The sequence below is a fragment of the Amphibacillus marinus genome (assembly GCF_900110345.1).
Classification (GTDB): domain Bacteria; phylum Bacillota; class Bacilli; order Bacillales; family Amphibacillaceae; genus Amphibacillus_D; species Amphibacillus_D marinus.
This window is the reverse complement of the sequence record NZ_FODJ01000001.1, coordinates 425,564-450,557: the sequence shown is the minus strand read 5'-3', so window position 1 is coordinate 450,557 and position 24,994 is coordinate 425,564. Positions and strand designations below refer to the sequence as shown.

At 38.8% G+C, this 24,994-nt stretch carries 27 protein-coding genes; all 27 read left to right on the top strand.

The window, feature by feature from the left end; all coding sequences use genetic code 11:
* Positions 1-13: 13 nt before the first annotated feature.
* The 27 genes from ftsY (at position 14) to fliJ (ending at position 24,989) form a co-directional block, all read left to right on the top strand.
* Complete coding sequence (gene ftsY, locus BM000_RS02225) at positions 14-1,015, top strand: signal recognition particle-docking protein FtsY (protein WP_091494353.1); 1,002 nt, start codon at positions 14-16, stop codon at positions 1,013-1,015.
* 70 nt (positions 1,016-1,085) lie between these two features.
* A complete protein-coding gene (locus tag BM000_RS02220; RefSeq protein ID WP_091494348.1) occupies positions 1,086-1,415 on the top strand; it encodes a putative DNA-binding protein in 330 nt (109 codons plus the stop codon).
* A gap of 13 nt (positions 1,416-1,428) precedes the next feature.
* Complete coding sequence (ffh, locus tag BM000_RS02215) at positions 1,429-2,781, top strand: signal recognition particle protein (protein ID WP_091494342.1); 1,353 nt, start codon at positions 1,429-1,431, stop codon at positions 2,779-2,781.
* A gap of 80 nt (positions 2,782-2,861) precedes the next feature.
* Positions 2,862-3,134: a 30S ribosomal protein S16 gene (rpsP, locus tag BM000_RS02210; protein ID WP_091494338.1), complete on the top strand. Its 273-nt coding sequence runs from the start codon at positions 2,862-2,864 to the stop codon at positions 3,132-3,134.
* Positions 3,135-3,149: 15 nt separating this feature from the next.
* A complete protein-coding gene (locus tag BM000_RS02205) occupies positions 3,150-3,377 on the top strand; it encodes a KH domain-containing protein (protein ID WP_091494335.1) in 228 nt (75 codons plus the stop codon).
* A gap of 72 nt (positions 3,378-3,449) precedes the next feature.
* Positions 3,450-3,965, top strand: coding sequence for a ribosome maturation factor RimM (gene rimM / locus BM000_RS02200; RefSeq protein WP_091494331.1), 516 nt, complete (start codon positions 3,450-3,452; stop codon positions 3,963-3,965).
* On the top strand, positions 3,965-4,681 hold the full coding sequence (gene trmD / locus BM000_RS02195) for a tRNA (guanosine(37)-N1)-methyltransferase TrmD (protein ID WP_091495031.1): 717 nt from the start codon (positions 3,965-3,967) through the stop codon (positions 4,679-4,681). Before rimM ends, trmD begins: the two co-directional genes overlap by 1 nt.
* Before the next feature lie 180 nt (positions 4,682-4,861).
* Complete coding sequence (gene rplS, locus BM000_RS02190) at positions 4,862-5,206, top strand: 50S ribosomal protein L19 (protein WP_091494326.1); 345 nt, start codon at positions 4,862-4,864, stop codon at positions 5,204-5,206.
* Positions 5,207-5,873: 667 nt separating this feature from the next.
* Positions 5,874-6,419: a signal peptidase I gene (lepB, locus tag BM000_RS02185; protein ID WP_091494324.1), complete on the top strand. Its 546-nt coding sequence runs from the start codon at positions 5,874-5,876 to the stop codon at positions 6,417-6,419.
* Between the two features lie 11 nt (positions 6,420-6,430).
* On the top strand, positions 6,431-7,279 hold the full coding sequence (gene ylqF, locus BM000_RS02180; RefSeq protein WP_091494321.1) for a ribosome biogenesis GTPase YlqF: 849 nt from the start codon (positions 6,431-6,433) through the stop codon (positions 7,277-7,279).
* Positions 7,280-7,387: 108 nt separating this feature from the next.
* On the top strand, positions 7,388-8,158 hold the full coding sequence (locus tag BM000_RS02175) for a ribonuclease HII (protein WP_091494318.1): 771 nt from the start codon (positions 7,388-7,390) through the stop codon (positions 8,156-8,158).
* A gap of 70 nt (positions 8,159-8,228) precedes the next feature.
* Complete coding sequence (locus tag BM000_RS02170) at positions 8,229-10,061, top strand: hypothetical protein (RefSeq protein WP_091494315.1); 1,833 nt, start codon at positions 8,229-8,231, stop codon at positions 10,059-10,061.
* Positions 10,058-10,333 carry an EscU/YscU/HrcU family type III secretion system export apparatus switch protein gene (locus BM000_RS02165; protein WP_091494313.1) on the top strand — a complete coding sequence of 92 codons (276 nt, stop codon included), beginning with the start codon at positions 10,058-10,060 and terminating at the stop codon, positions 10,331-10,333. Before BM000_RS02170 ends, BM000_RS02165 begins: the two co-directional genes overlap by 4 nt.
* 171 nt (positions 10,334-10,504) lie before the next feature.
* Positions 10,505-11,416, top strand: coding sequence for a DNA-processing protein DprA (gene dprA, locus BM000_RS02160; protein WP_091494310.1), 912 nt, complete (start codon positions 10,505-10,507; stop codon positions 11,414-11,416).
* 125 nt (positions 11,417-11,541) lie between these two features.
* On the top strand, positions 11,542-13,620 hold the full coding sequence (gene topA, locus BM000_RS02155) for a type I DNA topoisomerase (protein WP_091494306.1): 2,079 nt from the start codon (positions 11,542-11,544) through the stop codon (positions 13,618-13,620).
* A 512-nt stretch (positions 13,621-14,132) separates the two neighbouring features.
* On the top strand, positions 14,133-15,041 hold the full coding sequence (xerC, locus tag BM000_RS02150; RefSeq protein WP_091495029.1) for a tyrosine recombinase XerC: 909 nt from the start codon (positions 14,133-14,135) through the stop codon (positions 15,039-15,041).
* Between the two features lie 9 nt (positions 15,042-15,050).
* Complete coding sequence (gene hslV, locus BM000_RS02145; protein WP_091494304.1) at positions 15,051-15,596, top strand: ATP-dependent protease subunit HslV; 546 nt, start codon at positions 15,051-15,053, stop codon at positions 15,594-15,596.
* 18 nt (positions 15,597-15,614) lie between these two features.
* A complete protein-coding gene (hslU, locus tag BM000_RS02140; protein WP_091494301.1) occupies positions 15,615-17,015 on the top strand; it encodes an ATP-dependent protease ATPase subunit HslU in 1,401 nt (466 codons plus the stop codon).
* Positions 17,016-17,043: 28 nt separating this feature from the next.
* Complete coding sequence (codY, locus tag BM000_RS02135) at positions 17,044-17,823, top strand: GTP-sensing pleiotropic transcriptional regulator CodY (RefSeq protein ID WP_091494299.1); 780 nt, start codon at positions 17,044-17,046, stop codon at positions 17,821-17,823.
* Positions 17,824-18,616: 793 nt separating this feature from the next.
* Complete coding sequence (flgB, locus tag BM000_RS02130; RefSeq protein ID WP_091494296.1) at positions 18,617-19,009, top strand: flagellar basal body rod protein FlgB; 393 nt, start codon at positions 18,617-18,619, stop codon at positions 19,007-19,009.
* Between the two features lie 2 nt (positions 19,010-19,011).
* Positions 19,012-19,470 carry a flagellar basal body rod protein FlgC gene (gene flgC, locus BM000_RS02125; RefSeq protein ID WP_091494294.1) on the top strand — a complete coding sequence of 153 codons (459 nt, stop codon included), beginning with the start codon at positions 19,012-19,014 and terminating at the stop codon, positions 19,468-19,470.
* Between the two features lie 14 nt (positions 19,471-19,484).
* The gene (gene fliE / locus BM000_RS02120; protein ID WP_091494291.1) at positions 19,485-19,781 is read left to right on the top strand and encodes a flagellar hook-basal body complex protein FliE; all 297 of its coding nucleotides are present in this window, start codon (positions 19,485-19,487) and stop codon (positions 19,779-19,781) included.
* A gap of 44 nt (positions 19,782-19,825) precedes the next feature.
* On the top strand, positions 19,826-21,451 hold the full coding sequence (gene fliF / locus BM000_RS02115) for a flagellar basal-body MS-ring/collar protein FliF (RefSeq protein WP_091494289.1): 1,626 nt from the start codon (positions 19,826-19,828) through the stop codon (positions 21,449-21,451).
* A gap of 12 nt (positions 21,452-21,463) precedes the next feature.
* Positions 21,464-22,474, top strand: coding sequence for a flagellar motor switch protein FliG (gene fliG, locus BM000_RS02110; RefSeq protein ID WP_091494286.1), 1,011 nt, complete (start codon positions 21,464-21,466; stop codon positions 22,472-22,474).
* On the top strand, positions 22,467-23,252 hold the full coding sequence (locus BM000_RS02105; RefSeq protein WP_177178174.1) for a FliH/SctL family protein: 786 nt from the start codon (positions 22,467-22,469) through the stop codon (positions 23,250-23,252). Before fliG ends, BM000_RS02105 begins: the two co-directional genes overlap by 8 nt.
* The gene (gene fliI / locus BM000_RS02100; protein ID WP_091494280.1) at positions 23,230-24,543 is read left to right on the top strand and encodes a flagellar protein export ATPase FliI; all 1,314 of its coding nucleotides are present in this window, start codon (positions 23,230-23,232) and stop codon (positions 24,541-24,543) included. The genes BM000_RS02105 and fliI overlap by 23 nt, the downstream gene beginning before the upstream one ends.
* Complete coding sequence (gene fliJ, locus BM000_RS02095; protein ID WP_091494277.1) at positions 24,543-24,989, top strand: flagellar export protein FliJ; 447 nt, start codon at positions 24,543-24,545, stop codon at positions 24,987-24,989. The genes fliI and fliJ overlap by 1 nt, the downstream gene beginning before the upstream one ends.
* Positions 24,990-24,994 lie beyond the last annotated feature (5 nt).

Here is a 24,994-nt window from a genome sequence, read left to right as displayed (position 1 = left end):
GAAGTGAACGACGATGAGTTTCTTTAAAAAACTAAAAGAAAAATTTACTGGCTCGGCAGAAACTGAAGAAGTATCTGATAAATATAAAGCTGGCCTATCAAAAACGAGAAGCTCGTTCTCGGCCAAGTTAAACGATCTTGTCGCCCGTTATCGTAAGGTAGATGAAGATTTTTTTGAAGATCTTGAGGAGGTTCTGATATCGGCTGATGTCGGTGTTAATACCGTTATGGAATTGGTAGCAGAGCTGGAGCTAGAGGCAAAACGCCAGAATATTAAGGATGCAATTGATTTAAAAGAATTAATTTCTGAGAAGCTTGTTGAAATTTATACCGATGGTGATTACACAGCTGAGGTGCCACTAAATTTAAATTCAGCTGGATTATCTGTTATTTTATTCGTTGGTGTTAATGGAGTTGGTAAAACGACCTCAATTGGCAAGCTAGCATACCAGCTTAAACAAGAAGGTAAGAAAGTCCTGTTAGTAGCAGGTGATACCTTCCGTGCTGGTGCAATTGAACAACTGGGTGTCTGGGGAGAACGAATCGGTGTTGAAGTTATTAAGCAAAGTGAGGGCAGTGATCCTGCTGCTGTTATGTATGACGGGATACAAGCGGCTAGGTCTCGTGGTGCCGATGTTTTATTATGTGATACCGCAGGTCGTCTACAAAATAAGGTAAACTTAATGAATGAGCTCAGCAAAGTCAAGCGCGTGATTGAACGAGAGATTCCTGGGGCTCCGCATGATGTATTGCTAGTCCTTGATGCCACAACAGGTCAAAATGCACTTGTCCAAGCAAAAACATTCTCAGAAACAACAGATGTAACCGGTATTGTCTTAACAAAGCTTGATGGTACAGCTAAGGGGGGGATCGTCCTGGCGATTAGGAAAGAGCTTAATATCCCCGTTAAATACGTCGGACTTGGTGAACAAATGACTGATTTAGAGAAGTTTGACCCCAATGCATTTGTGTATGGTTTATTTGCTGATATGGTTACTGAGCAGCAAATGGATTAACTTGACAACAATACACGCAATCGACTAATATCAATGTGTAAAGTTTTTTTACTTAACAAGGGGTGTCGATATGTTAGACAAAACAACACGCATTAATTTTTTGTTTGATTTTTATCAAACATTACTAACACCTAAGCAACGTAATTATATGGAATTGTATTACTTGGAAGATTATTCATTAGGTGAAATATCGGACACTTTTGACGTTTCAAGACAAGCGGTCTATGATAATATTAAACGAACAGAAGCGATGCTTGAAAGCTATGAGGAAAAATTAAAGCTTTACGAGAAATTTTTGGATCGCCAAGGCTTACTGAATCAGCTCTCAGACTTATTAATACAAGGGACAGAGCCTAAACAGGCAGTAGCCGTTGTACAGCAACTAAAAGAATTAGATTAGGAGGGTCTCCTCTATGGCATTTGAGGGTTTAGCTGACCGTCTGCAACAGACGATAAAGAAAATGACGGGCAAAGGGAAAGTAAACGAGCAAGATGTGAAAGAAATGAGTCGTGAAGTACGATTAGCATTACTAGAAGCTGATGTGAACTTTAAAGTTGTAAAGGATTTTGTTAAAAAAATAAGAGAACGAGCTGTTGGTACTGAGGTGATGGAGAGCCTGACACCAGGTCAGCAAGTTATTAAGATTGTTAAGGAAGAACTCACGCTCTTAATGGGTGGAGAGCAAAGTAAGATTGCTGTTGCGAATCGACCGCCGACGGTAATTATGATGGTTGGTCTCCAAGGTGCGGGTAAAACAACAACCTCTGGGAAATTAGCTAATTTACTGCGCAAAAAGCATAACCGTAAGCCATTGCTAGTCGCAGCCGATGTTTATCGCCCGGCTGCAATTGATCAGCTTAAGACCGTTGGAAAACAGCTTAATATCCCTGTCTTTGATAAAGGGACAGAAGCGAATCCAGTCGATATTGCTAATGAAGCGATTGAATATGCAAAGCAGGAGCATTTAGACTACGTTATTGTTGATACAGCGGGTCGCTTGCATATTGATGAGCAGTTGATGGGTGAGCTTACTCAGATTAAAGCAGATTTAAATCCCGATGAGATCTTTTTAGTTGTTGACGCAATGACCGGACAGGATGCGGTAAATGTTGCAGAAAGCTTTGATCAGCAGCTTAATGTCACAGGGGTTATCTTAACGAAGCTTGATGGCGATACGCGTGGTGGGGCAGCACTCTCAATTCGAGCAGTAACAGATAAGCCAATTAAATTTGCTGGTATGGGCGAAAAGTTGGATGAACTTGAAGCGTTTCACCCGGAAAGAATGGCTTCGCGTATTTTAGGGATGGGTGACGTTTTGACCCTAATTGAAAAAGCGCAAGAAAACATTGATGAGAAGAAAGCAAAAGAATTAGAAGAAAAAATGCGCTCAGCGTCATTTACTTTTGATGACTTTCTCGACCAGATGGAGCAGGTTAAAAGTATGGGTCCACTTGATGAGCTTTTGGGCATGATTCCTGGTGCCAACAAGATGAAGGGGCTTAAAAACGTCCAGATTGATGAAAAACAAATTGTCCACGTTGAAGCCATTGTAAAATCAATGACAAGACAGGAAAGACAAGATCCTGGATTAATGAATGCTGGTCGAAAAAGACGAATTGCCAAAGGTTCTGGTCGTCCTGTTTCTGAGGTTAATCGGTTGTTAAAACAATTTGAGGAAATGAAAAAAATGATGAAGCAAATGAGTGGTATGCAGGGTGGTAAGAAGGGAAAACGAAAAAAAGGTTTTAATTTACCCTTCATGTAATGGAAAAACACTTTACAGACTGTTCAACATCTGATACAATCTAAACTTGTGTAAAACATTTATTTATGGAGGTGCGAAATATGGCAGTTAAAATTCGTTTAAAGCGTATGGGATCTAAACGTAACCCATTCTACCGTGTAGTTGTTGCAGATGCACGCGCTCCACGTGACGGACGTATTATCGAACAAATTGGCACATACAATCCGGTTGCAAATCCGGTTGAAGTGAAATTAGATGAAGAAAAAGCATTAAACTGGATGGCTAATGGTGCGAAACCAAGCGATACAGTACGTAATTTATTCTCTAATGAAGGCATCATGAAGAAGTTCCACGACCAGAAAAATCAAAAGTAAGGTAGCGTGATAAACATGAAAGCCTTAATTACTACAATTGTTCAACCACTTGTAGATCATCCTGAAGATGTTGCGGTTACTGTTAAAGAAGAGACCAATAAGGTTGTCTATCATTTAACAGTTCATCCAGAAGACGTCGGTAAGGTGATTGGGAAGAATGGTCGAATTGCTAAATCAATTCGAACAGTTGTGTATGCAGCGGGAACAGATACGAAGAAACGTATCTATCTTGACATTATGTAGAACAGGGGGAGGGCGACCTTTCCCTGTTTTCTGTATATAATAAGGTTTAATAATTTATAAGTAGGTGATTAAATGACAAGCTACTATAATGTGGGTAAAATTGTTAATACGCATGGCATTAAAGGTGAGGTTAAAGTTGTGCGTATTACTGACTTTGATGAGCGATTTAAACCTGGCAATCGCCTCTATTTATTCTTAGCTGATAAGCCAGAGCCACTTGCCCTCACAATTAAGCAGCATCGTAAGCACAAACAATTTGATATGCTTCAATTTGAGGGATATCATAATATTAATGAGGTTGAGCACTTTAAGCAGGGTATCTTAAAGATTGATCATCATGACTATGCTGATTTAGAAGATGGTAGCTATTATTATGATCAAATTATTGGCTGCGATGTTGAAACAACTACTGGCGATCAGCTTGGTATCATTAAGGAAATACTTGCACCAGGCGCGAATGATGTTTGGGTGGTAAAGAGCAAAGGGTCAAAGGACATACTTGTTCCTTATATTGAACAGGTGGTGAAAGAGGTTCACCCAGAAGAGAAACGTGTCATTATTGAGCTGATGGATGGAATGCTTCCATGATGCAAATTGATATTTTAACCCTTTTTCCACAGATGTTTACTGGTCCGATGGAAAGTTCAATTATGAAGAAGGCACAGGATAACCATGCATTTCGTTATCAAACGATTGACTTTAGGGAGTATGCTGATAATAAGCATCAAAAGGTTGATGACTATCCATACGGCGGGGGTGCGGGGATGGTTCTAATGCCACAGCCAATTTTTTCTGCAGTTGATGCCATTGATAAAAATGAAAGTCGGCCACCACGTATTATTTTAATGTGCCCACAAGGTGAACGTTATTCGCAAGCGAAAGCTGAAGAGCTTGCTAAGGAAGAGCATCTGATATTTATTTGTGGCCATTATGAAGGCTATGATGAGCGAATTAGAGAGCAATTAGTTACGGATGAAATATCCATCGGTGATTTCGTACTTACTGGTGGTGAGCTTGCCGCAATGACAGTAATTGATAGTGTCGTTAGATTACTCCCAGATGCACTTGGGAATGCGGCATCAGCACAAGAGGACTCCTTTTCCACGGGTTTACTCGAGCATCCCCATTATACTCGGCCAGCAGAGTTTAGAGGGCTGGAAGTGCCTGAAGTACTAAGATCAGGTCATCATGAAAAAATTGCCCAGTGGCGAAGGATGCAGTCACTCATGCGAACTAAACAGCGCAGACCTGATTTGTTAGAAAATATGCTTCTTTCAAAAGAAGAGCAACAATGGCTTGAATAGTGATGCCTTAAGTGATTTAGGTAAAGTAAACATATAGCAATTCTGCTTTATTAGACTTGAATTGTCTTTAAATATATGCTATATTAGCAAATGGACTTAAGCTATGACTTAAGTGAGAACGATGTTCCGCTGCCGGGCACTTAGCAGGTATGAGCATTAGTTAAGAAGGAGTGTATACACATGCAACAATTAATTGCAGACATTACAAAAGATCAATTACGTACAGATCGTCCAGCGTTTCGTCCTGGTGATACGGTAAAGGTACACGTTAAAGTAGTCGAGGGTACTCGTGAACGTATTCAGGTCTACGAAGGTGTTGTCATTAAGCGCCAAAACGGTGGTATTAGTGAGACATTTACAGTGCGTAAGATTTCTTATGGTGTTGGTGTTGAACGTACTTTCCCAGTACATTCACCACGTGTTGATAAGATTGAAGTTAGTCGTCGTGGCCGTGTGCGTCGTGCGAAACTTTACTATCTACGCAACCTACGTGGAAAAGCTGCCCGTATTAAAGAAATTCGCTAAATTTACTTGCAAAAGGAGCTTGAATGTTCAAGCTCCTTTTTTCACGTGAAAAAACCACACAACTGAGCTTCATTAAGCAATATCAATTGTCTCTGCTATCGTTTAGTTAGCAGGAGATTGTTATTAATCAAGTGATTAAATAATATAAGGCTGTTTGAATTTGCTAGCTTAGCCGAAGAAGCGCTACGCTTTAACTTAAAGACTACTATATAAGGTTGTCTATTAAATAGCGTTGGTAAGATAATTTCCCAAGATTAGGCGGGAGAAAAAAAGCTGACTTCTGCGGGAATAGCACGTGTCCGAAGATCCCTTTGAGGATGTTAGACGATGGACGCGACATCGTGTCACAATGTCTAACTGACTCACATCCTGTGAACCTGAAGATGTCACGTTCGTGCCCTTAGGTGAAAGCAGCTCTTTTTTACTGGAGGCATACAAACATTTGCTTAACCAACTCTATTTGATGAAGAACCCTATTTAATTGGACAATTAGTTAGTGTTTGTTCTTATTCGATTAACCAAAAAAATAACCATACCCTTTGCTTAGGGATAGGAGAAAAGTGTATGATAGGGATAGACGTAGCAGTATGAACAGCGCAACATCTGATGTGTAGCAATAGCGGTTAATACCATTACTAAATGCTAGATATCAATCCGGAGGGTAGCGATGGTGAAGGATAAAGTAGATGTGAAATTAGCACTTAAAATAATTGCTCTAGTTGTTTTCTTAGGCTGGCTGATTAGGCTGCTCGTATTTGCAACAATTGAAATTGATGGGCCTTCGATGGAACCGACACTTACACGAGGAGAGCGCATTCTCATTGAGAAGTTTTCTTACCAAATTTCAGAGCCTGCCCGCTTTGATATCATTGTTTTTCAGGCTACCGAAGAAAAGAACTATATAAAACGAATTATTGGATTACCTGGAGAGAAAATAGTGATGGAGGATGATCAGCTCTACATTAATGATCAGCCTATTAGAGAGCCGTTTCTTACGGTGCAAGACTATAGTTTTAATTTTACCAATGACTTTAGATTAAATAATCTTCCAGGCAGACATCATGTCATCCCTGAAGATTATTACCTTGTTTTAGGTGATAATCGAATAAATTCAACAGACAGTCGTAGCTTAGGACTAATTGCCAAGCAGCAAATTATTGGTAAAGCCAGTATCCGTTATTGGCCACTACGTCAAATTAGTTTTATAGAATAGAGGTGAAAGGTATGACTGCAATTCAATGGTTTCCTGGGCACATGGCAAAAGCAAGGCGTGAGGTGCAGGAAAAATTAAAGCTTGTTGATTTCGTGATTGAGTTGGTAGATGCCCGAGCACCATTGGCATCTCAAAATCCAATGCTTCAGCAAATTTTACAACAAAAACCCAAAATGCAAGTTTTAATGAAGAAGGATTTAGCTGATCCAGCTAAAACGGCTGAATGGCTTGCATACTTTAAACAGCAAGATCAACTGGCTGTTGCTGTCGATGTTCAGAATCGTCAGGATGTGCAACAAGTAGTTGAAGCAGCTAAACAAATGGCTGCTGCTAAAATGGAACGCCTTAAGAGAAAAGGTGTGCGACCGCGAGCAGCCCGGGCGATGATTATTGGTATTCCCAATGTCGGTAAATCGACGTTAATCAATCGCCTAGCTAACCGGAAAATTGCCAAAACAGGTGATCGACCAGGTGTGACAACAGCGCAACAATGGATTAAGGTTAAAACTGATTTTGAGCTATTGGATACACCAGGTATTCTGTGGCCAAAATTTGAAGATCAACAAATTGGTTATCGCCTGGCTGCTTTAGGCACGATTAAGGATCAGCTGTTATCGATTGAGGATATTATTACTTATGTGCTATCTTTTTTAACAGAAAATTATCCCCATCTTGTGGCAGAGCGGTATCAAATTGATTCTTTGACCATAGAGCCAGCAGAGCTGATCAAACACATTGGTGAACTACGCGGGGCACTTACGACAGGTGCAGCGGTAGATATTGATAAGACAGCAGAGCTTATTATCCGTGATTTCCGTTCCGGAAAGCTCGGACGAATAACACTTGAGCATCCAGAATAAATAAAGGTTTGGGGAACGGCTTTTTCCTTTTAATCAGCTGTTCCTCTTTTCTTTAACATTATGAGGCTGGTGTCGATATAAATACTAAGTAACGAAAGGGACAAACAGATGCTTTCAAATAAATCAATTGCTGACATTAAGCAGATGCTAGTGCTTAATCAGCTTAGTACGGATTCAATTCCCTTACTTGAGAGTGATGCGAGAAAAGGGGTTCAACAACTGGCACGGCAACTAAAGAAGCAGCAAGCACAGCATGAACAATTGCAACAGAGGTTTATGACAATGAATGAGATAGAGAATCGCTATCGAGAGCAAGGCTGTGAGTTCATAGCTGGTCTGGATGAAGTGGGAAGAGGCCCACTTGCTGGTCCGGTTGTGGCAGCAGCAGTTATTCTACCAAAAGACTTCAGCTTGTTAGGGTTAACAGATTCTAAGCAATTGTCAGTACATAAGCGAAATGAGTTTGCTGCTATTATAAAAGAGCAGGCAATTTCAGTCGGAGTTGGTATCATTAGTCACGACATCATTGATCGTATTAATATTTATCAGGCATCAATTAAAGCAATGGAAGAAGCACTTAAACACTTAACGCAAAAGCCAGATCAATTACTTGTTGATGCAGTGCCACTCGACCATCTCTCGTATCAATCAGAAGCGATTATTAAAGGTGATCAGAAAAGTATTTCAATTGCTGCCGCTAGTGTAATTGCTAAAGTGACAAGAGATCAGCTCATGGCTCAGTATCATGAACAGTATCCTCACTATGATTTCTGTAATAATCAAGGTTATGGAACGAAGAAACATTTGGCTGGTATTTACAAACACGGCATTACCCCTATTCACCGCCGAACATTTGCACCGATAAAAGAATACTTATAGAAAGCGAGCTTCTGCCATGATATCTGATTTCTCAGCACTTTCAATAACACCTAATTCAGGAATAAATACCATGAAAGAGGACGCGCTTTCACTAAGGGCGGGACAAGTCGTAAGGGGCGAGATCCGCCAAATTTACCCTAATCAAACTGCGCTCATACAAATTGGGCGTCATCAAATAACAGCACAGCTTGAGACGAATCTTGAGGTTGGACAGTCATTTGTTTTTGAGGTGCAAGCTACAGAAGGGCTTCCCGAATTAAAGATCATAACTGCGGTTCATTCAAAGCAAGCGTTAGCAGAACAAGTAGCACAGCTACTGGAATATTTGGGTGAGAAACAAAGTAAAGGTGCCCAGCAATTTCTTAATCAAGTGTTGCGAGAAGAGTTAACACCTAGTTTTTCTGACCTTAAGCAGGCTTTAGCACTGCTTAAGGGCCAAAATGATACCGAGATCCAGACAATTTTATTAAGCATGATTAAAGATCAAATACCCATTACTCATGAAGCCTTTGCTGCAATAAGAACGCTTGAGAGTAAGCAATCAGTCCAGCAAGACATGGGAATGCTAGCAAAGGAACTGGCGGAAAAACCAGCCGGTCACTTAAGCGAATTGGAGCAACAGCTGCTTGGTCGAATTCAAAAAGTGGTCTCTTCAGCAACGGTATTTGGACAACAAGATAGTGGGCAACAGGTCAATCCTAGCGAAGTCATTGTGCCGGAGTTTCATAAATTACATAGTTCAAGCTCAATACTATTTTCAACTGTAACTAACCGTTTTTTAAGCGAAGCAATTGTAAATCTACTGGGTGCATTACCAGAGCAACGTTCAGGTTCATCAGTTGTTACAACAAATACACTAAATAATTTGCTTAATAGCTTGGTAAGTAACCAAGGAGACTTAAGCCAGCTAAGTCATGATTTAAAGGGGAAGGGTCCCCTTATTGAGCAATTATTAACAGACCAACTTTCCATTCCACAGAGGCAATTAAATCAGCTAACAAGATTTGTTGAAGGTATAACGACAGTATCTCTGAAAGAGTCACAGTCTAACTTTGTAAAACTAAGTAATTTCTTTAGCGAGAATCCAATTGCATTTGCAAAAATTAATGATAAGCTTCCTGATTATGCTCAAGTAGAATTTATCAAAGTATTTGAAGAGCGTTCAATTGAGCAATTTTCCACAATTAAAGCACCACTTTTATCATTATTAGACAATCAAATTCCGCATGCTGACCAAGCTAAAGTATTTCATTTATTAAATCAATTAACTGATGGAGATCGCCAGGCTTTATCAATTAAACAACAATTCATAATTGGATTTAAAGATTACTTGATAAACAGTGGCTTGGATTATGAGTATCAATTAAGTCAAGGGCGGGAGGGTGATGAACAACAGCTTGCTTCTTTAAAGCAATTGCTTATGGAAAGTTACACAAATCAGCAGCCCAACAATCAATTATTAAAAACAATCATTGATTCCATTACTGGCCAGCAGCTATATTTAATTCGAGAGGATCAGAATTATATTCACGTTATGCTTCAACTACCTGGGTTTTTAAATCAAGAACAGAACATAAAAATCGAAATGCAAAGTCAAAAGAAGGAAAGTAATCAACTCGATAGCGATTTTTGTCGTATTGCATTTTATCTTGACCTTGAACGAATTGGTACAACAGTGCTTGATATGCATATTCAAAATCGTATTGTAAATGTGACTGTTTATAATAAAGAGGATTTATCCCCCTTTTTTATGCAATATAAGACTGAATTAAAAGCAGGATTAAAGGCGCTCCAATATGAACTATCGGCTGTTAGCTATCGGCCATTTGCAACAGAAAGTACGAATGATGTTGCTAACGAAAAAAATAGTGAAAGTCACAACGAATGGGATCTAAAAATATGAAGAAGAATAATCAGCTATCGCGAGCAGTAGCACTTAAATATGATCGAAAAAAAAATAGCGCTCCGGTTATAAAAGCAAAAGGAAAAGGGTACGTAGCTGATGAAATTATCAAACGGGCACAAGCAAGTGACGTGCCCATCCAACAAGATAAAAGCCTAGTAGAGATGCTCTCAGAGTTAAACATAAATGACCGTATTCCGGAGGAGCTTTATCAAGCGGTTGCAGAGGTATTTGCCTTTATCTATAAAGTTGATCAAGAGCAAAAAAAATAATGTAACCAGCTTTAACATAGATTAAAACTAAAAAAAGGCCATTTTTAGCAATTAAAGTAGTAAAACCGATGCATTATTATAGGAAAACACTGTTGCTCACTAACTAGACAGGCTTGGTAGTATTGCATAAACTAATAGGAATAGAATGCGTTTAAAAAGGAGTTTAGTTGTATGCATGATTCCCGTTCCTATCTCATTTATTTAGCACAAGCGTCATTTATATCAAGACGCTTTTTACAGAAGCTGCTAGAAAAAAATTCAGATGTTACTACTTTGCTGAACTGGACCATTAGTGATTTAGCTAACCAGTTTAGGCTGACTGAGCAGAATGCCGCGCGTTTTTTTCATTATTTGCATGACCAAGCACTTATGCAATTAACTCTTCAAAAACTTACCGGTATTAAGGTTTGGACAATTATTGATTGCGATTATCCCAACAGTTTAAAAAACATTCCTGATCCTCCAGTTGTCTTGTATGGATTAGGAAAAACTCAGCTAATACATCACTGTCCTGCTTTAGCAGTAGTTGGCACGCGTCACCCGTCTAATTATGCAAAGAAGCATATTTATCAGCTCCTTTATCCGCTTGTTACAAATAATTGGCTTATTGTAAGTGGGCTAGCTAAAGGAATAGATGGGTACGCACATCGCATTGCTACATATTATCACGGCCAAACAATAGCTGCTATAGCTGGTGGCTTTAATCATCCATATCCTCGCGAGAATCTCTCTTTATTTCATCATCTTAAGGAAAAGCATCTCATTATCTCTGAATATCCGCCAAATCAAAAACCAGAACGTTACCATTTTCCAGAAAGAAATCGGTTAATTAGTGGGTTATCCTTTGCGACATTAGTTGTTGAAGCTAAAGAAAGAAGTGGCTCGCTTATTACTGCTGATCAAGCTTTAGAGCAAGGTCGGGAGGTGATGGCGGTACCAGGTTTAATAAGTGAAGAATATGCTCAGGGCTGTCACAATTTAATTAATAACGGGGCAAAATTAGTTCAAAATACCTATGATATCATTGAAGAATGGCATGCGATTGAACGAAAATGGTGTCGAACTATAGTAGATAATGATTAGGATTTCAACAATATTATAAAAAAAATTACTGATATATTTGACAAATGAATAAAAAGTATTTAATAATAGTGAAGATTTATTTCATACAATTAGTAAAAATAGAAAACCTCTTGGGAGGGAATGTTATGGCAGATTACCTAGTTATTGTGGAATCACCTGCAAAGGCAAAAACAATCGAACGTTATTTGGGGAAAAAATATACCGTTAAAGCATCAATGGGTCATATCCGTGATCTACCTAAAAGTCAAATGGGGGTAGATGTTGCAGATAAGTATACACCTCGATATATTACCATCAGAGGAAAGGGTCCTGTTTTAAAGGAGTTAAAAACAGCTGCAAAAAAAGTGAAAAAAGTTTACCTCGCAGCTGACCCGGATCGAGAAGGTGAAGCAATTGCTTGGCACTTAGCTCACAGTCTCGATATCGATGAGAAATCAGATTGTCGTGTCGTTTTTAATGAAATAACCAAGGAAGCCATTAAAGAATCGTTTAAACATCCACGCAGTATTAATATGGATTTAGTTGATGCTCAACAAGGAAGAAGAATTTTGGACCGTTTAGTTGGCTACAATATCAGCCCATTACTATGGAAGAAAGTAAAAAAAGGCTTAAGTGCGGGACGAGTTCAATCGGTCGCTGTTAAAATGATTATTGACAGAGAACGAGAAATAGAGAAGTTCGAGCCAGAGGAATATTGGTCAATTGATGGTCACTTCTTAAAAGATAATGATCAATTTAATGGTCACTTCTTTCGCTTAGATGGTGAGAAAGTAAAGCTATCTAATAAGGAAGAAGTCAATCACGTTCTTGATCGTTTAAAAGATAATCAATTTAAAATAGAAAAAGTAGAGAAAAAAGAACGGAAACGTAATCCAGCCTTGCCGTTTACGACATCTTCACTTCAACAAGAGGCAGCTCGTAAATTAAACTTTAGAGCTAGAAAAACAATGATGGTTGCCCAACAGCTTTATGAAGGGATTGACCTTGGTAAAAAAGATGGTGGCATTACTGGTTTAATTACGTATATGAGAACTGATTCAACACGCTTATCCGAAACAGCATTAAAAGATGGTAGAGCATACATTTCTGAGCAATATGGCAGTGAGTACCTTGGTGAAAATCGAAAAAGTAAAAATGCAAACAATGCTCAGGATGCCCATGAAGCAATTCGCCCAACAGCTGTTCTTCGGGAGCCAAGTACATTAAAAAGTATATTATCGCGAGATCAATACCGTTTATATAAGTTAATCTGGGATCGCTTTACTGCTAGTATCATGGCACCAGCAGTAATGGATACGATGACTGTTACGCTAACGCAAAATGGTGTTGAGTTCAGAGCAACGGGCTCAAAGATTAAATTTAAAGGGTTTATGAAGGTCTACATTGAAGGAAATGATGATAACAAGCAGGAAGAATATCATTTTTTACCAGAGCTTGAAGTTGGTATGGTCGTTGACGCAGCACAGATTGAACCTAATCAGCACTTTACTCAACCACCACCACGTTATACTGAAGCTAGGCTGGTAAAGACAATGGAGGAAAAAGGGATTGGTCGGCCGTCAACCTATGCACCAACCCTTGATACAATTCAAAGACGTGGCTATGTCACCTTGGATAACAAGCGATTTATCCCGACAGAGTTGGGTGAAATTGTTATTGAGCTCGTCATCGAATTTTTCCCGGAAATTATTGATCTTGACTTTACCGCTAAAATGGAAAGTGATTTAGATGAAATAGAGGATGGAAAGACCGAATGGATTCAAATTATTGATAATTTTTATCAAAACTTTGAAAAACGGCTTGAAAAAGCTGAAAAAGAAATGGAAAAGGTTGAAATTAAAGATGAGCCTGCTGGAGAGGACTGTGAGAAGTGCGGTCACGAGATGGTTTATAAGATGGGACGCTATGGTAAATTTATGGCTTGCTCAAACTTTCCAGATTGCCGAAATACGAAGCCGATACTAAAAGAGATTGGCGTAAATTGTCCAAGTTGTAAAAAAGGAAATATTGTCGAACGTAAGTCAAAGAAAAGAAGAACATTCTATGGCTGTGATCAATATCCAGAATGTGATTTCCTATCATGGGAAAAACCGATTTCTCGTCCTTGTCCTAAGTGCGATAAGATGTTAGTTGAGAAGAAGGCTAAAAAAGGCACACAAATTCAGTGCTCAAATTGTGATTATAAAGAAGAAGCACAACAATGATTTGTTAAGGGCGACTCTATGCTAGGCGTTAAAAGATTATCTTATCCACATTATTTTAAAAAAATCAAGGAAAGTTGCTTGCATGTCTTCATCCTATGCAAGCAACTTTTTTAAATTTATATGGGGATATGTTCGATGACACTTTACTGTTAAACATGGGTACTCATCAACACGTTATCATGTAGCAATACGTCTTAATTGGTGCATACGTTACTATTATAAAATGGACAGGTTTGTTCCAGTTAGGCAACTGTCAAAACAATAAAAGTGTTGACCAAGTGCGAATTAGGTTTAGTGAAGATAGCTAATGATAAATTATATTGACATGGTTTAGAATTGCGTTTATAATTTCCCGGTGGTAAGTATATTTGCTTGACAGAATTTCAATATGCTATGATAGTGCTATGAGAGGATTCAGAACTTTATTATTATTCAGTAAATAAGTTGCTTTCCCGATCATATTATGATACGGTTTAATCGCCTACAGCTAAAGAGGTGACACTGTGGATCAAATGCAGTTGCTAAAAAAAGAATTTAATTTATATCTACAAATTGAAAAGAATGTTTCACCTTATACGTTATCTTTCTATAGCCATGACCTCGATATTTTCTTTAGTTTTTTAGAACGCGAGCAATTAACTACTGTTAAGGATGTTGATGAAAGAGCGGTAAGGTTTTTTTTAACAAACTTATATGAGCAAAAGCTATCAAGAAAAAGTGTAGCAAGAAAAATTTCAAGCTTACGAACGTTCTACCGATATTTAGAGAGAGAAGGTTACTGTGAATCAAACCCGTTCTTGTCAATTTCTTTGCCTAAAGCAGAGCAATCACTGCCCAATTTCCTTTATAGTGAGGAGCTTGTCAAGCTTTTTCAAGTAAGTGATCTGTCTAATCCACTAGGTCAACGGGACCAAGCTATACTTGAGCTCATGTACGCAACTGGAATACGCGTTAGTGAATGTCAAACTTTAACTGTAGAAGCTGTTGATTTATCATTACAAACAATTATTGTTTTAGGGAAAGGACGAAAGGAACGGTATATTCCTTTTGGCTCATTCGCTGATAAAGCGCTTCGACGGTACTTAACAGGAGGTAGGAAGGTATTGCTGGAAAAGGGTAAAGCTGATACCAACTTGCTCTTCTTAAATGCAAAGGGTGCACCATTAACAGCACGGGGAATTCGTTATCTTTTAAATAAGCTTGTAAAAGATGCGGCTCTAACCATTCACTTACATCCACATGCATTAAGGCATACGTTTGCAACCCACATGTTAAATGAGGGGGCAGACTTAAGGAGTGTTCAAGAACTGCTTGGGCATGAACATTTATCAACTACGCAAATTTACACACATGTAACCAAGGATCGACTAAAGGATGTTTATATGAAAAATCATCCGCGAGCTAAGAAACAAGAAGAATGAGGTGGTTTTTTGGTTGCTCAATTTCACGCAACGACAATTTTTGCTATACATCATGACGGTAAATGCGCAATGAGCGGCGATGGTCAAGTCACGCTTGGAAATGCAGTTGTGATGAAGCACAAGGCAAAAAAGGTTCGAAGACTATTTAAAGGGCAAGTCTTAGCTGGATTTGCTGGGTCAGTTGCTGACGCGTTCACTCTGTTCGAGAAATTTGAAGCAAAACTTGAAGCTTTTAATGGTAACCTAGAACGATCAGCCGTTGAGCTTGCGAAGGAATGGCGAAGTGATAAAATGCTTCGTCAGTTAGAGGCTATGCTTATTGTTATGAACAAAGAGGGTTTATTGCTTGTGTCTGGGACAGGGGAAGTAATTGAACCAGACGATGGCATCTTAGCAATTGGATCAGGAGGACAATACGCCTTATCAGCTGGTCGTGCATTAAAGCGATACAGTCCAGAGAAATCTGCTAAAGAAATTGCTAAAGCTGCATTAGAAATTGCTGGGGAGATTTGTGTATTTACCAATGATCAAATTGTGTTAGAAGAGCTTGATTAAGTTAAGGGGGGAGTTTTGTTGAGAGAGAATCTTTCACCAAAACAAATTGTTACAGAGCTGGATCAGTTTATAATTGGTCAGAAGCAAGCCAAAAAGTCAGTTGCAATTGCGCTTAGAAATCGCTATCGTCGTATGAAGCTGGATAATCGGATGCGCGATGAGATTGTGCCTAAAAATATATTAATGATTGGGCCAACTGGTGTCGGCAAAACAGAAATTGCACGGCGATTAGCAAAGCTTGTTGGTGCGCCCTTTATCAAGGTGGAAGCAACTAAGTTCACTGAGGTTGGTTATGTTGGACGCGATGTTGAATCAATGATTCGTGACCTTACTGAAATGGCAATTAGAATGGTTCGGCTTGAAAAGATGGAAAAAGTACAGGATAGAGCAATTGAACTAGCAAATGAGGCATTAGTAAATTTACTTGTTCCAATGGCCAAAAAACAGTCAAATTCAATAAAAAATCCTTTTGATGTTTTCTTTCCGCAATCGCAAACGGACAATCAGCAAGAGCACAATGACGACCAGTCCACTGATGATCGGAAGCTGAAGCGCAAGCAAGTTGCTCATAAGCTTGCATTAGGTGAGGTTGAGGACACACTAGTTTCAATTGATGTTGAAGAACAGCAAACGAATATGTTTGACTTAATGCAAGGTTCAGGGATGGAACAAATGGGTGTTAATATGCAAGATATGTTTGGTCAATTTATGCCGAAAAAGACAAAAAAACGCAAATTAACGGTAAGTGACGCGCGCAAGGTGTTGACTAATCAAGAAGCTGAAAAGCTGATTGACCTGGATGAGGTTACCCAACTAGCTCTTGAGAAAGTAGAGCAAATGGGCATTGTATTTATTGATGAAATTGATAAGGTTGCTGGAAAGAGTGATCACCAAGCAAATGTATCACGTGAAGGTGTTCAACGTGACATCTTACCAATTATTGAAGGATCGACTATTATTACCAAATATGGCGCTGTTAAAACTGATCACATTCTATTTATTGCAGCAGGTGCTTTTCATATGTCGAAGCCATCTGATTTAATTCCAGAGCTACAAGGACGATTTCCAATTAGAGTAGAATTAGAGAAGCTTTCCGTTGACGATTTCAGAAGGATTTTAACAGAGCCTACCAACGCTCTACTTAAACAATATCAAGCCTTGCTAGCAACTGAAGAAGTGACCGTTAACTTCACGGAAGAAGCGATTACACGGATGGCTGAAGTTGCCTATCATGTTAACCAGGAAACGGACAATATTGGTGCACGTCGTTTGCACACGATCTTGGAAAAATTATTAGAGGATTTATCATTTGAGGCGGATAGCATTACAATGCCAACAATAGAAATTACCGCCCAATATGTCGACGAGAAACTAACAAATATTGCTGAGGACAAGGATCTACGGCAATATATCTTATAAGAAACGCACATTAAATGGAGGAATATACATGGAATTATTGGAGCGCGCACGGAGAATTAATTCAATTTTACAAGGTACCACTGGTAAATCAGTAAACTTTAATCAAATGGCAGTCACGCTACAGGAAATTATAGCTGCCAACATTTTTGTTGTAAGTCGGAGAGGGAAATTATTAGGTTTTTCAATTAATCAACAAATTGAGAATCCTAGAATGAAGGCTATGCTTGAGGAAAGACAATTTCCAGAAGTCTATACAGAGAGCCTATTCCGCGTGAATGAAACGACAGCAAATATTGAGATTGATAGCCCATATACAGCATTCCCAGTTGAAAATAAAGATTTGTTTGAGAAAGGATTAACAACAATTGTCCCGATAATTGGTGGCGGAGAGCGCCTAGGCACGCTAATTTTGAGTCGATTAAATGCTGATTTTAATAACGATGATTTGTTATTAGCTGAGTATGGTGCAACTGTAGTAGGTATGGAGATATTGCATGAAAAGTCAGAGGAAATTGAGAAAGAAGCTAGATCAAGAGCTGTTGTTCAAATGGCGATTAGTTCGCTATCATATAGCGAGCTGGAAGCAATTGACCATATTTTTGCAGAGCTAGATGGTAAGGAAGGGCTTTTGGTCGCAAGTAAAATTGCAGATCGTGTCGGTATTACGAGGTCCGTTATCGTCAATGCACTAAGAAAGCTTGAAAGTGCAGGTGTAATTGAGTCACGTTCACTAGGAATGAAAGGGACATACATTAAAGTTTTAAATGATAAATTCTTGTTTGAATTAAAGAAGCTTAAAACTGAATAGCAACAGTAAAAGGAGAAGCTGTAAAGGATCCACAGTCATATTGTGGATCTCATTTACAGCTTTTTTTAGGTTGTATTTAAATAGCGTTGGTTAAGCAAATGTTTGTATGGCGCCAGCAAAAAAGAGCCGCTTTCCGGGCTCAGCCTCGGGCTGAAAGGATGTGAGTCAGTTAGACATTGCGAAACGATGCCGCGTCCTTCGTCTAGGTGTCTTCGGACAGGTGCTATTCCCGCAGGAGTCGGCTTTTTTTTTGCTTCCGCCTAATCTTGGGAAATTATCTTACCAACTCTATTTGATGAAGAACTTTTTTTAAATAAAGAATGATTAACTGAAACGAAAGCGTCATCATCATACTGTCTATCTAAGTATATTATCACGGTTTTTTCAGCTCCATGCTCAAGTAGTAGGTATAACGTTTTACTTAAATTGGTAAACTGAGATGATTCATTAAAAAAAGGTTCAATATGACTATATTTTAGTTTTTCGAGGGATTTACTGGGATCTAGTTGGGACAAAAGAATTGTTATTGAAAAGTGGGTTAAATTAGGTATTTTAGCAAAAAAACCTTATATTCTAAAAAAGATCCAGTTTTATTGAAAAAAGAAATGAGTAAATCAAGCTATCCTTTTATTTCTGTTGATTCTTAGGATTTAGTTCTATAGTATTATTATTCCGCTTTTTCTTTAATAACTTTAGTCAGAATATAGAGAATTATCATAGACAGCTATTCTTTTTTACAATACAATGACAGTATGATTACGAAATGTAGAACTATGGGCGGGGAGGTCGTAAAATGTCTATTTTTGGTCGCTCTGTTGATAATATTCAACACGGCTTGAACTATTCTGTGCTAAAAAATGAAACGATATCGAATAATGTTGCCAATGTCGATACAGCAAACTATAAAGCTAAGCAAGTAGCTTTTAAAAGTTTGCTAGAGATGGAAAGTAAAAATGGGTTCAAAGCGAAGCGTACGGATCCTCGTCACCTTGACTTTGGCCGGACAACAAATGGTTTTCGAATATCAACTCATTCAAACACACAATACAACCATAATGGCAACAATGTTGATATTGATAAACAAATGTCAGAGTTAGCCAATAATCAGATTTATTATCAAAGCTTAGTGGACCGTTTAAATGGTCATTTTAATACATTACAAACAGTTATTAGGGGAGGAAGGTAAAGTTGAACATCTTTAATGGAATGAATATTAGTAGCTCAGCTTTAACCGCACAACGCCTAAGAATGGATACAGTGTCGTCCAATATAGCAAATGCTGAAACGACACGAGCCAGACTTAACGAGCAAGGAGAATTTGAGCCTTATCGGCGTAAAACAGTTAGAATGCAGGAACAGGGCGCTAGTTTTACTCAGCAATTAAGACGATTTCGTCAAGGTACAAGTAATCAAAATTTAACAGGGGTTAACATCACAGCAATAAGGGAAGATGATGAACCCTTTATGATGGTATATAATCCAACTCACCCAGATGCAGGCGAAGATGGCTATGTACAAATGCCAAATGTCGATCCACTCCAAGAGATGGTAGACCTAATAAGTGCGACGCGTTCTTACGAAGCAAATGTTACAGCACTAAATGCAACAAAAGGCATGCTCATGAAAGCATTAGAAATTGGTAGATAAAAGGAGGTAAAAAAATGAATGTTGGATTTTTACAGAATATTCAGCCATTAACAACAATTAATAGCCAGGCTGGCCAAAATCAACGTCCGCAAGCTCAATTTGCCAGTGAGTTGAAGGATGCCATACATAAATTAAATCAAGAACAGGTTGAAACAGAAATAAAAACTGAAAAGCTTGTCAATGGTGAAATCGATGATTTGCATGATGTGATGATTACCGCTCAAAAATCTGCTATTTCAATGAATTTAGCAGTGGAGATACAGAGCAAAGTCATTGACTCATATAACGAAATAATGCGGATGCAACTTTAAGTTACAGGACCTCAAGCAAAAGTTGTTAGGTATGGAGGCACAGAATGAAAGAGAGATTAGAACAATATCGAGGCAAAATAATTGAATTTTGGAATGCAAGAACGACAAAGCAAAAAGGACTGTTCATTACTTCATTCATACTTTTTCTAATCGTCGTAATAGGTGGATCGTTGCTAGCAAACCGATCAACAATGGTGCCCTTATATAGTGATTTAACGATGCAGGAAGCTGGTCAAATTAAAGCGGAGCTCGACGAGAGAGGCGTTAAGAATGAAGTGACAGACAGTGGTACATCTATTCGCGTACCTAGTGAACAGGCTGATGCGTTACTCGTTGATTTAGCCGCACAGGGAATACCCAACAGTGGAAGTATTGATTACTCCTTTTTTAGTGAGAATACCTCGTGGGGAATAACGGACAATGAATTTGACATGATTAAGCTAGATGCTATGCAGACAGAGCTTGGGAACTTATTAACTGGCTTTGCAGGAATAGATCAGGCAAACGTCATGATTAATTTACCAGACCAGCAAATCTTCGTAAGTGATGCCCAACAAGAGGCAACAGCATCTATTCGACTTACCTTAGTTCCTGGATACACGTTTGAACAAGATCAGGTAAATGCTCTTTATCATCTGATATCTAAATCAGTACCTAATCTTCCTACCAGTAATATCGTCATAATGGACCAAAACTTTAGCTATTATGATCTAAATGATGAAGATATTTTTTCAAGTGCAAATGTTTATGCAAATCAACAGGCGATTAAAAAAGATATTGAGCGGGATATTCAAAGACGTGTTCAACAATTACTAGGTACGATGATTGGAAATGATAAGGTAATAGCTACAGTTACTACTGATATTGATTTCACTCAAGAAAATCGTGTGGAGCAGCTAGTCGAACCGGTTGATGAAGAGGAAATTGAAGGGCTACCGATTAGTGTAGAGACTATTCATGAAACCTATTCTGGAGACCAAGCGCTGGCTGACATTGCTGGTGCTGGTGAAGAGGATATTACCAATTATCCAGCTGGAGAAACTGGTCAAGGTAATTACGAATTGATTCAAGAGTCTGTCAATTACGAATTTAACCGAATTCAGAGAGAGATTAGTGAAAGTCCTTATAAAATTAGAGACTTAGGCATACAAGTAGCAATCGATAATCGCACTGGTGTATTAAACGCTCAAGGACAGCCTGAATACTTAACTGCTGCCGAGCAAGCAAATGTAGAACAGAGTATTGCTTCAATACTTGAATCAATTATCTCAACTTCGATTGATGGATCATATGGCGAAGTTGATTTCGCTCAAAATACATCAATTGTTTTTCAAGAGTTTAATAATGATCCTGTTGCAAATCCAGCTGTATTTACGATTGCTGTCTGGATGTATATTGCTTTAGGTATCGCCCTCTTGCTTATTATCATTCTGATTATCCTTTTAATGCGTAAGCGTCGAGGAAGTGATCAAAGTGAATTTGAAGCTTACGAAGAAGTTTCCGCAACGGATTCAGCTAGTGTAGCAGAAACAGATTTTGATGACATCTCAGGAATTGAAGAGGCAGAAGATACTGAAGGTACGATAAGACGTAAGCAATTAGAAAAGATGGCCAAGGACAAGCCAGATGAATTCGCAAAACTCTTACGTTCATGGATATCGGAAGATTAGGGGAGGTACATTATGGCTAGGCAACAAAAGTTTACAGGACAACAAAAAGCAGCTATATTGCTTATCTCTCTTGGGCCTGATGTGTCAGCTCAAGTTTATAAGCACTTAACTGAAGAGGAAATTGAAAAATTAACACTTGAAATTTCATCAATAAAGAAAGTCGATTCGGGTCAAAAGGATGATATTCTCGAGCAGTTCTATCAAATCGCTTTGGCACAGGACTATATTACACAGGGTGGTATTGGTTATGCCAGAACAGTGTTAGAAAAAGCGGTTGGTACTGAGGAAGCTAAAAATATTATTGCGCGTTTGACCTCGTCGTTACAAGTTAAACCATTTGATTTTGCACGAAAGGCTGAGCCTAGTCAAATTCTTAATTTCATCCAAAATGAGCATCCCCAAACAATTGCGCTTATATTATCATACCTAGAAAATGAACAAGCGGGACAAATATTATCCGCTCTTCCGCAAGAGGTGCAGGCGGATATTGCTAGACGGATAGCGATTATGGATTCCACCAGTCCAGAAATTATTTTTGAAGTTGAGCAAATTCTTGAGCGTAAGTTATCCGCAACTGTTACTCAAGATTATACGCAAACAGGCGGTATTCAAGCCGTAGTTGAAGTACTTAACGGAGTAGATAGAAGTACCGAACGAACGATTTTGGATGCATTAGAAATTCAAGATCCGGATTTAGCAGAAGAAATCAAGAAGCGGATGTTTGTGTTTGAGGATATTGTCACATTAGACAATCGAGCAATTCAACGTGTTATTCGTGATGTTGAAAATGATGACCTTAGACTTGCTCTAAAAGTTGCGAGTGAGGAAGTTCAAGAAATTGTCTTTAGCAATATGTCGACACGGATGGCTAGTACATTTAAAGAAGAAATGGAATTTATGGGACCTGTTCGTCTTCGCGATGTTGAGGAAGCTCAGTCACGTATTGTTGGTGTCATTCGCAGGCTTGAAGAAAATGGTGAGATCGTGATAGCACGTGGTGGAGGAGATGATATTATTGTCTAAGCGTCGGCCTCTCGATCAAGAGAACCATCGGGTTATCTCGATTCGCCCAGTTACCTTTTCTGGAGAAGATAATCAATCAATAGTAGCAAATGAAGCACAATTAATTGAAGATAGGGTAGGACATGCACGGGCCGAACTAGTTAGAATTAACGGGCGAAAGGATCAAACACTGCAAAAGATTAAAGAAGACCTTGCTGCGGCGGAGCATCAGATTCAACAAGCGAGAGAAGATTGGCAAGCTGAAAGAGAAGCTTTGATTATGCAAACAAAAGAAGAGGCTTTTCAAGTTGGTTATGCTGATGGTGAACAAAAAGCATACCAAACTAGACAAGCAGATATTGACCAAGCAAATCAAATTCTTAATGTAGTTAAATCGGAAAAACTTAAGCTACTAGCTGAATATGAGGCAGATATTATTAGTCTTGTTATGACTATTGCCAAAAAAGTAATCCGAACAGAATTAGATCAAGCAGCTGGGTTAAGTCATCTAGTTAGCCAAGCGCTTAAAGAGTTGAATGATGAACCCTTTATAAAAATCCATGCAAGTACAGAAGATTTCATGAAAATTAATAATCACTACAAGCACTTTAAATCAATTGTTGATCAGCGCATTGTCTTAACCATTCATCCTAATGACCAGTTAGGCAAAGGTGATTGTTTAATTGAAACGCCGCATGCAAAGCTTGATATCTCAATAGATGTGCAGCTTAAAAAGATTGAAAAATGCTTGGTTGAACTGATGGAGGAATTCAGTCGTGAAGATAACCAGCTATATTGATGCGATTAAGGAACTAGATACCTACAACCGCTATGGCGAAGTAACTAGAATCGTCGGTCTCATGATTGAATCTGTTGGTCCGGTGGCAAATATTGGTGATGTCTGCTATATTCATCCGAAAAAAGGAATTAAAATAATGGCAGAGGTAGTAGGTTTTAACGATAATCATGTTATTCTCATGCCATACTCCCAAATTACGAATATAGGGCCTGGTAGTCTAGTAGAAGCAACAGATCGTCCGCTTACGATTAAAGTTGGAGAGGGCTTAGTTGGGAATGTTATTGATGCCCTTGGACAACCACTTAATATGGCCAACCTTCCCGTTGGATTAGTAAACATGAATACAGAAAGAACGCCACCAAATCCTTTACAGAGGCCACGAATTTTAGAGCCTATCGAACTTGGTGTTAAAACGATCGATGCGATGCTTACAGTTGGAAAGGGTCAGCGAATTGGGATATTTGCTGGAAGTGGTGTTGGTAAAAGTACATTACTCGGCATGATAGCTCGTAACAGTGAAGCAGATGTTAATGTCATTGCATTAATTGGTGAGCGTGGTCGTGAGGTGCGTGAGTTTATTGAAAAAGACCTTGGTGAAGAAGGATTGAAGCGATCGATTGTCGTTGTAGCTACCTCTGATCAGCCTGCGCTAATGAGAATAAAAGGTGCATATACAGCAACAGCAATTAGCGAATATTTCAGAGATCTTGGTTACAACGTCAATCTTATGATGGATTCAGTGACACGGGTTGCAATGGCTCAGCGTGAAGTTGGTCTGGCGACGGGTGAGCCGCCAACGACAAAAGGTTATCCGCCGTCTGTTTTTGCCATACTACCAAAATTATTAGAACGAACGGGTACGAGCGATAAAGGAACGATTACAGCTTTTTACACTGTGCTAGTTGATGGCGATGATTTAAATGATCCGATTGCTGATGCTACCCGCGGAATCCTTGATGGGCATTTTGTTTTAGACAGGAAGCTTGCCGAACAGGGCCAGTTTCCAGCTTTAAATGTACTTAAATCAATCAGCCGGGTGATGCCTCAAATTGTCGACGAGCATGCTAGAAAACTCGCAATGGAAATGCGTGCGCACTTGTCAATCTATGAAGAGAATTATGAACTCATTCAAATTGGCGCCTACAAAAAAGGAACCAACCCTGCCGTAGATCAAGCTATTCAATTACATAGTAAAATTATAAATTTTTTAAGGCAAGATATTGACGAAAAATGCTCTAGGCAGGAAGCACTTGCATTAATGGAACAGGTTTTATATGGAGGAGCTAATTAATGACAAATGTACGAGCATTCAATAAAATTTTAAACCATCAACAGCATCTTAAAAACCAGGCACAGATGGCCTATCAGACAGCTGTTGATGAGTTTCAAGAAGTTGCTGAAAAATTATATTTACTTTTGCAAAAAAAAGAACAAGTCGAAAAGGAGTACAATTACTATCTTTCTTCTAGTGGAACAGTTACAACCATTGCAACACACTATGCTTTTATTGAACGCATTAAAGAGAAGATTGCGCTTGTTCAAGTTGAACTACAGAAAAAACGGACAATGATGGAGCATCGACAACAGAATCTTACAGCTGCGCATGTAGAAGTGAAAAAAATTGAAAAGATTATTGAAAAGAAAAAGCTAAAGTTAGTCGAGTTAGAAAGATATCATGACATGCAGGCAATGGATGAAGTGGGATCAAGGTTATATTTTAAACATGGAGATAGGTGAGGGAT

Coding starts and splice junctions, on each gene's coding strand:
- ftsY (WP_091494353.1), top strand. CDS start 14: ATGAGTTTCTTTAAAAAACTAAAAGAAAAATTTACTGGCTCGGCAGAA.
- BM000_RS02220 (WP_091494348.1), top strand. CDS start 1,086: ATGTTAGACAAAACAACACGCATTAATTTTTTGTTTGATTTTTATCAA.
- ffh (WP_091494342.1), top strand. CDS start 1,429: ATGGCATTTGAGGGTTTAGCTGACCGTCTGCAACAGACGATAAAGAAA.
- rpsP (WP_091494338.1), top strand. CDS start 2,862: ATGGCAGTTAAAATTCGTTTAAAGCGTATGGGATCTAAACGTAACCCA.
- BM000_RS02205 (WP_091494335.1), top strand. CDS start 3,150: ATGAAAGCCTTAATTACTACAATTGTTCAACCACTTGTAGATCATCCT.
- rimM (WP_091494331.1), top strand. CDS start 3,450: ATGACAAGCTACTATAATGTGGGTAAAATTGTTAATACGCATGGCATT.
- trmD (WP_091495031.1), top strand. CDS start 3,965: ATGCAAATTGATATTTTAACCCTTTTTCCACAGATGTTTACTGGTCCG.
- rplS (WP_091494326.1), top strand. CDS start 4,862: ATGCAACAATTAATTGCAGACATTACAAAAGATCAATTACGTACAGAT.
- lepB (WP_091494324.1), top strand. CDS start 5,874: ATGGTGAAGGATAAAGTAGATGTGAAATTAGCACTTAAAATAATTGCT.
- ylqF (WP_091494321.1), top strand. CDS start 6,431: ATGACTGCAATTCAATGGTTTCCTGGGCACATGGCAAAAGCAAGGCGT.
- BM000_RS02175 (WP_091494318.1), top strand. CDS start 7,388: ATGCTTTCAAATAAATCAATTGCTGACATTAAGCAGATGCTAGTGCTT.
- BM000_RS02170 (WP_091494315.1), top strand. CDS start 8,229: ATGAAAGAGGACGCGCTTTCACTAAGGGCGGGACAAGTCGTAAGGGGC.
- BM000_RS02165 (WP_091494313.1), top strand. CDS start 10,058: ATGAAGAAGAATAATCAGCTATCGCGAGCAGTAGCACTTAAATATGAT.
- dprA (WP_091494310.1), top strand. CDS start 10,505: ATGCATGATTCCCGTTCCTATCTCATTTATTTAGCACAAGCGTCATTT.
- topA (WP_091494306.1), top strand. CDS start 11,542: ATGGCAGATTACCTAGTTATTGTGGAATCACCTGCAAAGGCAAAAACA.
- xerC (WP_091495029.1), top strand. CDS start 14,133: ATGCAGTTGCTAAAAAAAGAATTTAATTTATATCTACAAATTGAAAAG.
- codY (WP_091494299.1), top strand. CDS start 17,044: ATGGAATTATTGGAGCGCGCACGGAGAATTAATTCAATTTTACAAGGT.
- flgB (WP_091494296.1), top strand. CDS start 18,617: ATGTCTATTTTTGGTCGCTCTGTTGATAATATTCAACACGGCTTGAAC.
- fliE (WP_091494291.1), top strand. CDS start 19,485: ATGAATGTTGGATTTTTACAGAATATTCAGCCATTAACAACAATTAAT.
- fliF (WP_091494289.1), top strand. CDS start 19,826: ATGAAAGAGAGATTAGAACAATATCGAGGCAAAATAATTGAATTTTGG.
- fliG (WP_091494286.1), top strand. CDS start 21,464: ATGGCTAGGCAACAAAAGTTTACAGGACAACAAAAAGCAGCTATATTG.
- fliJ (WP_091494277.1), top strand. CDS start 24,543: ATGACAAATGTACGAGCATTCAATAAAATTTTAAACCATCAACAGCAT.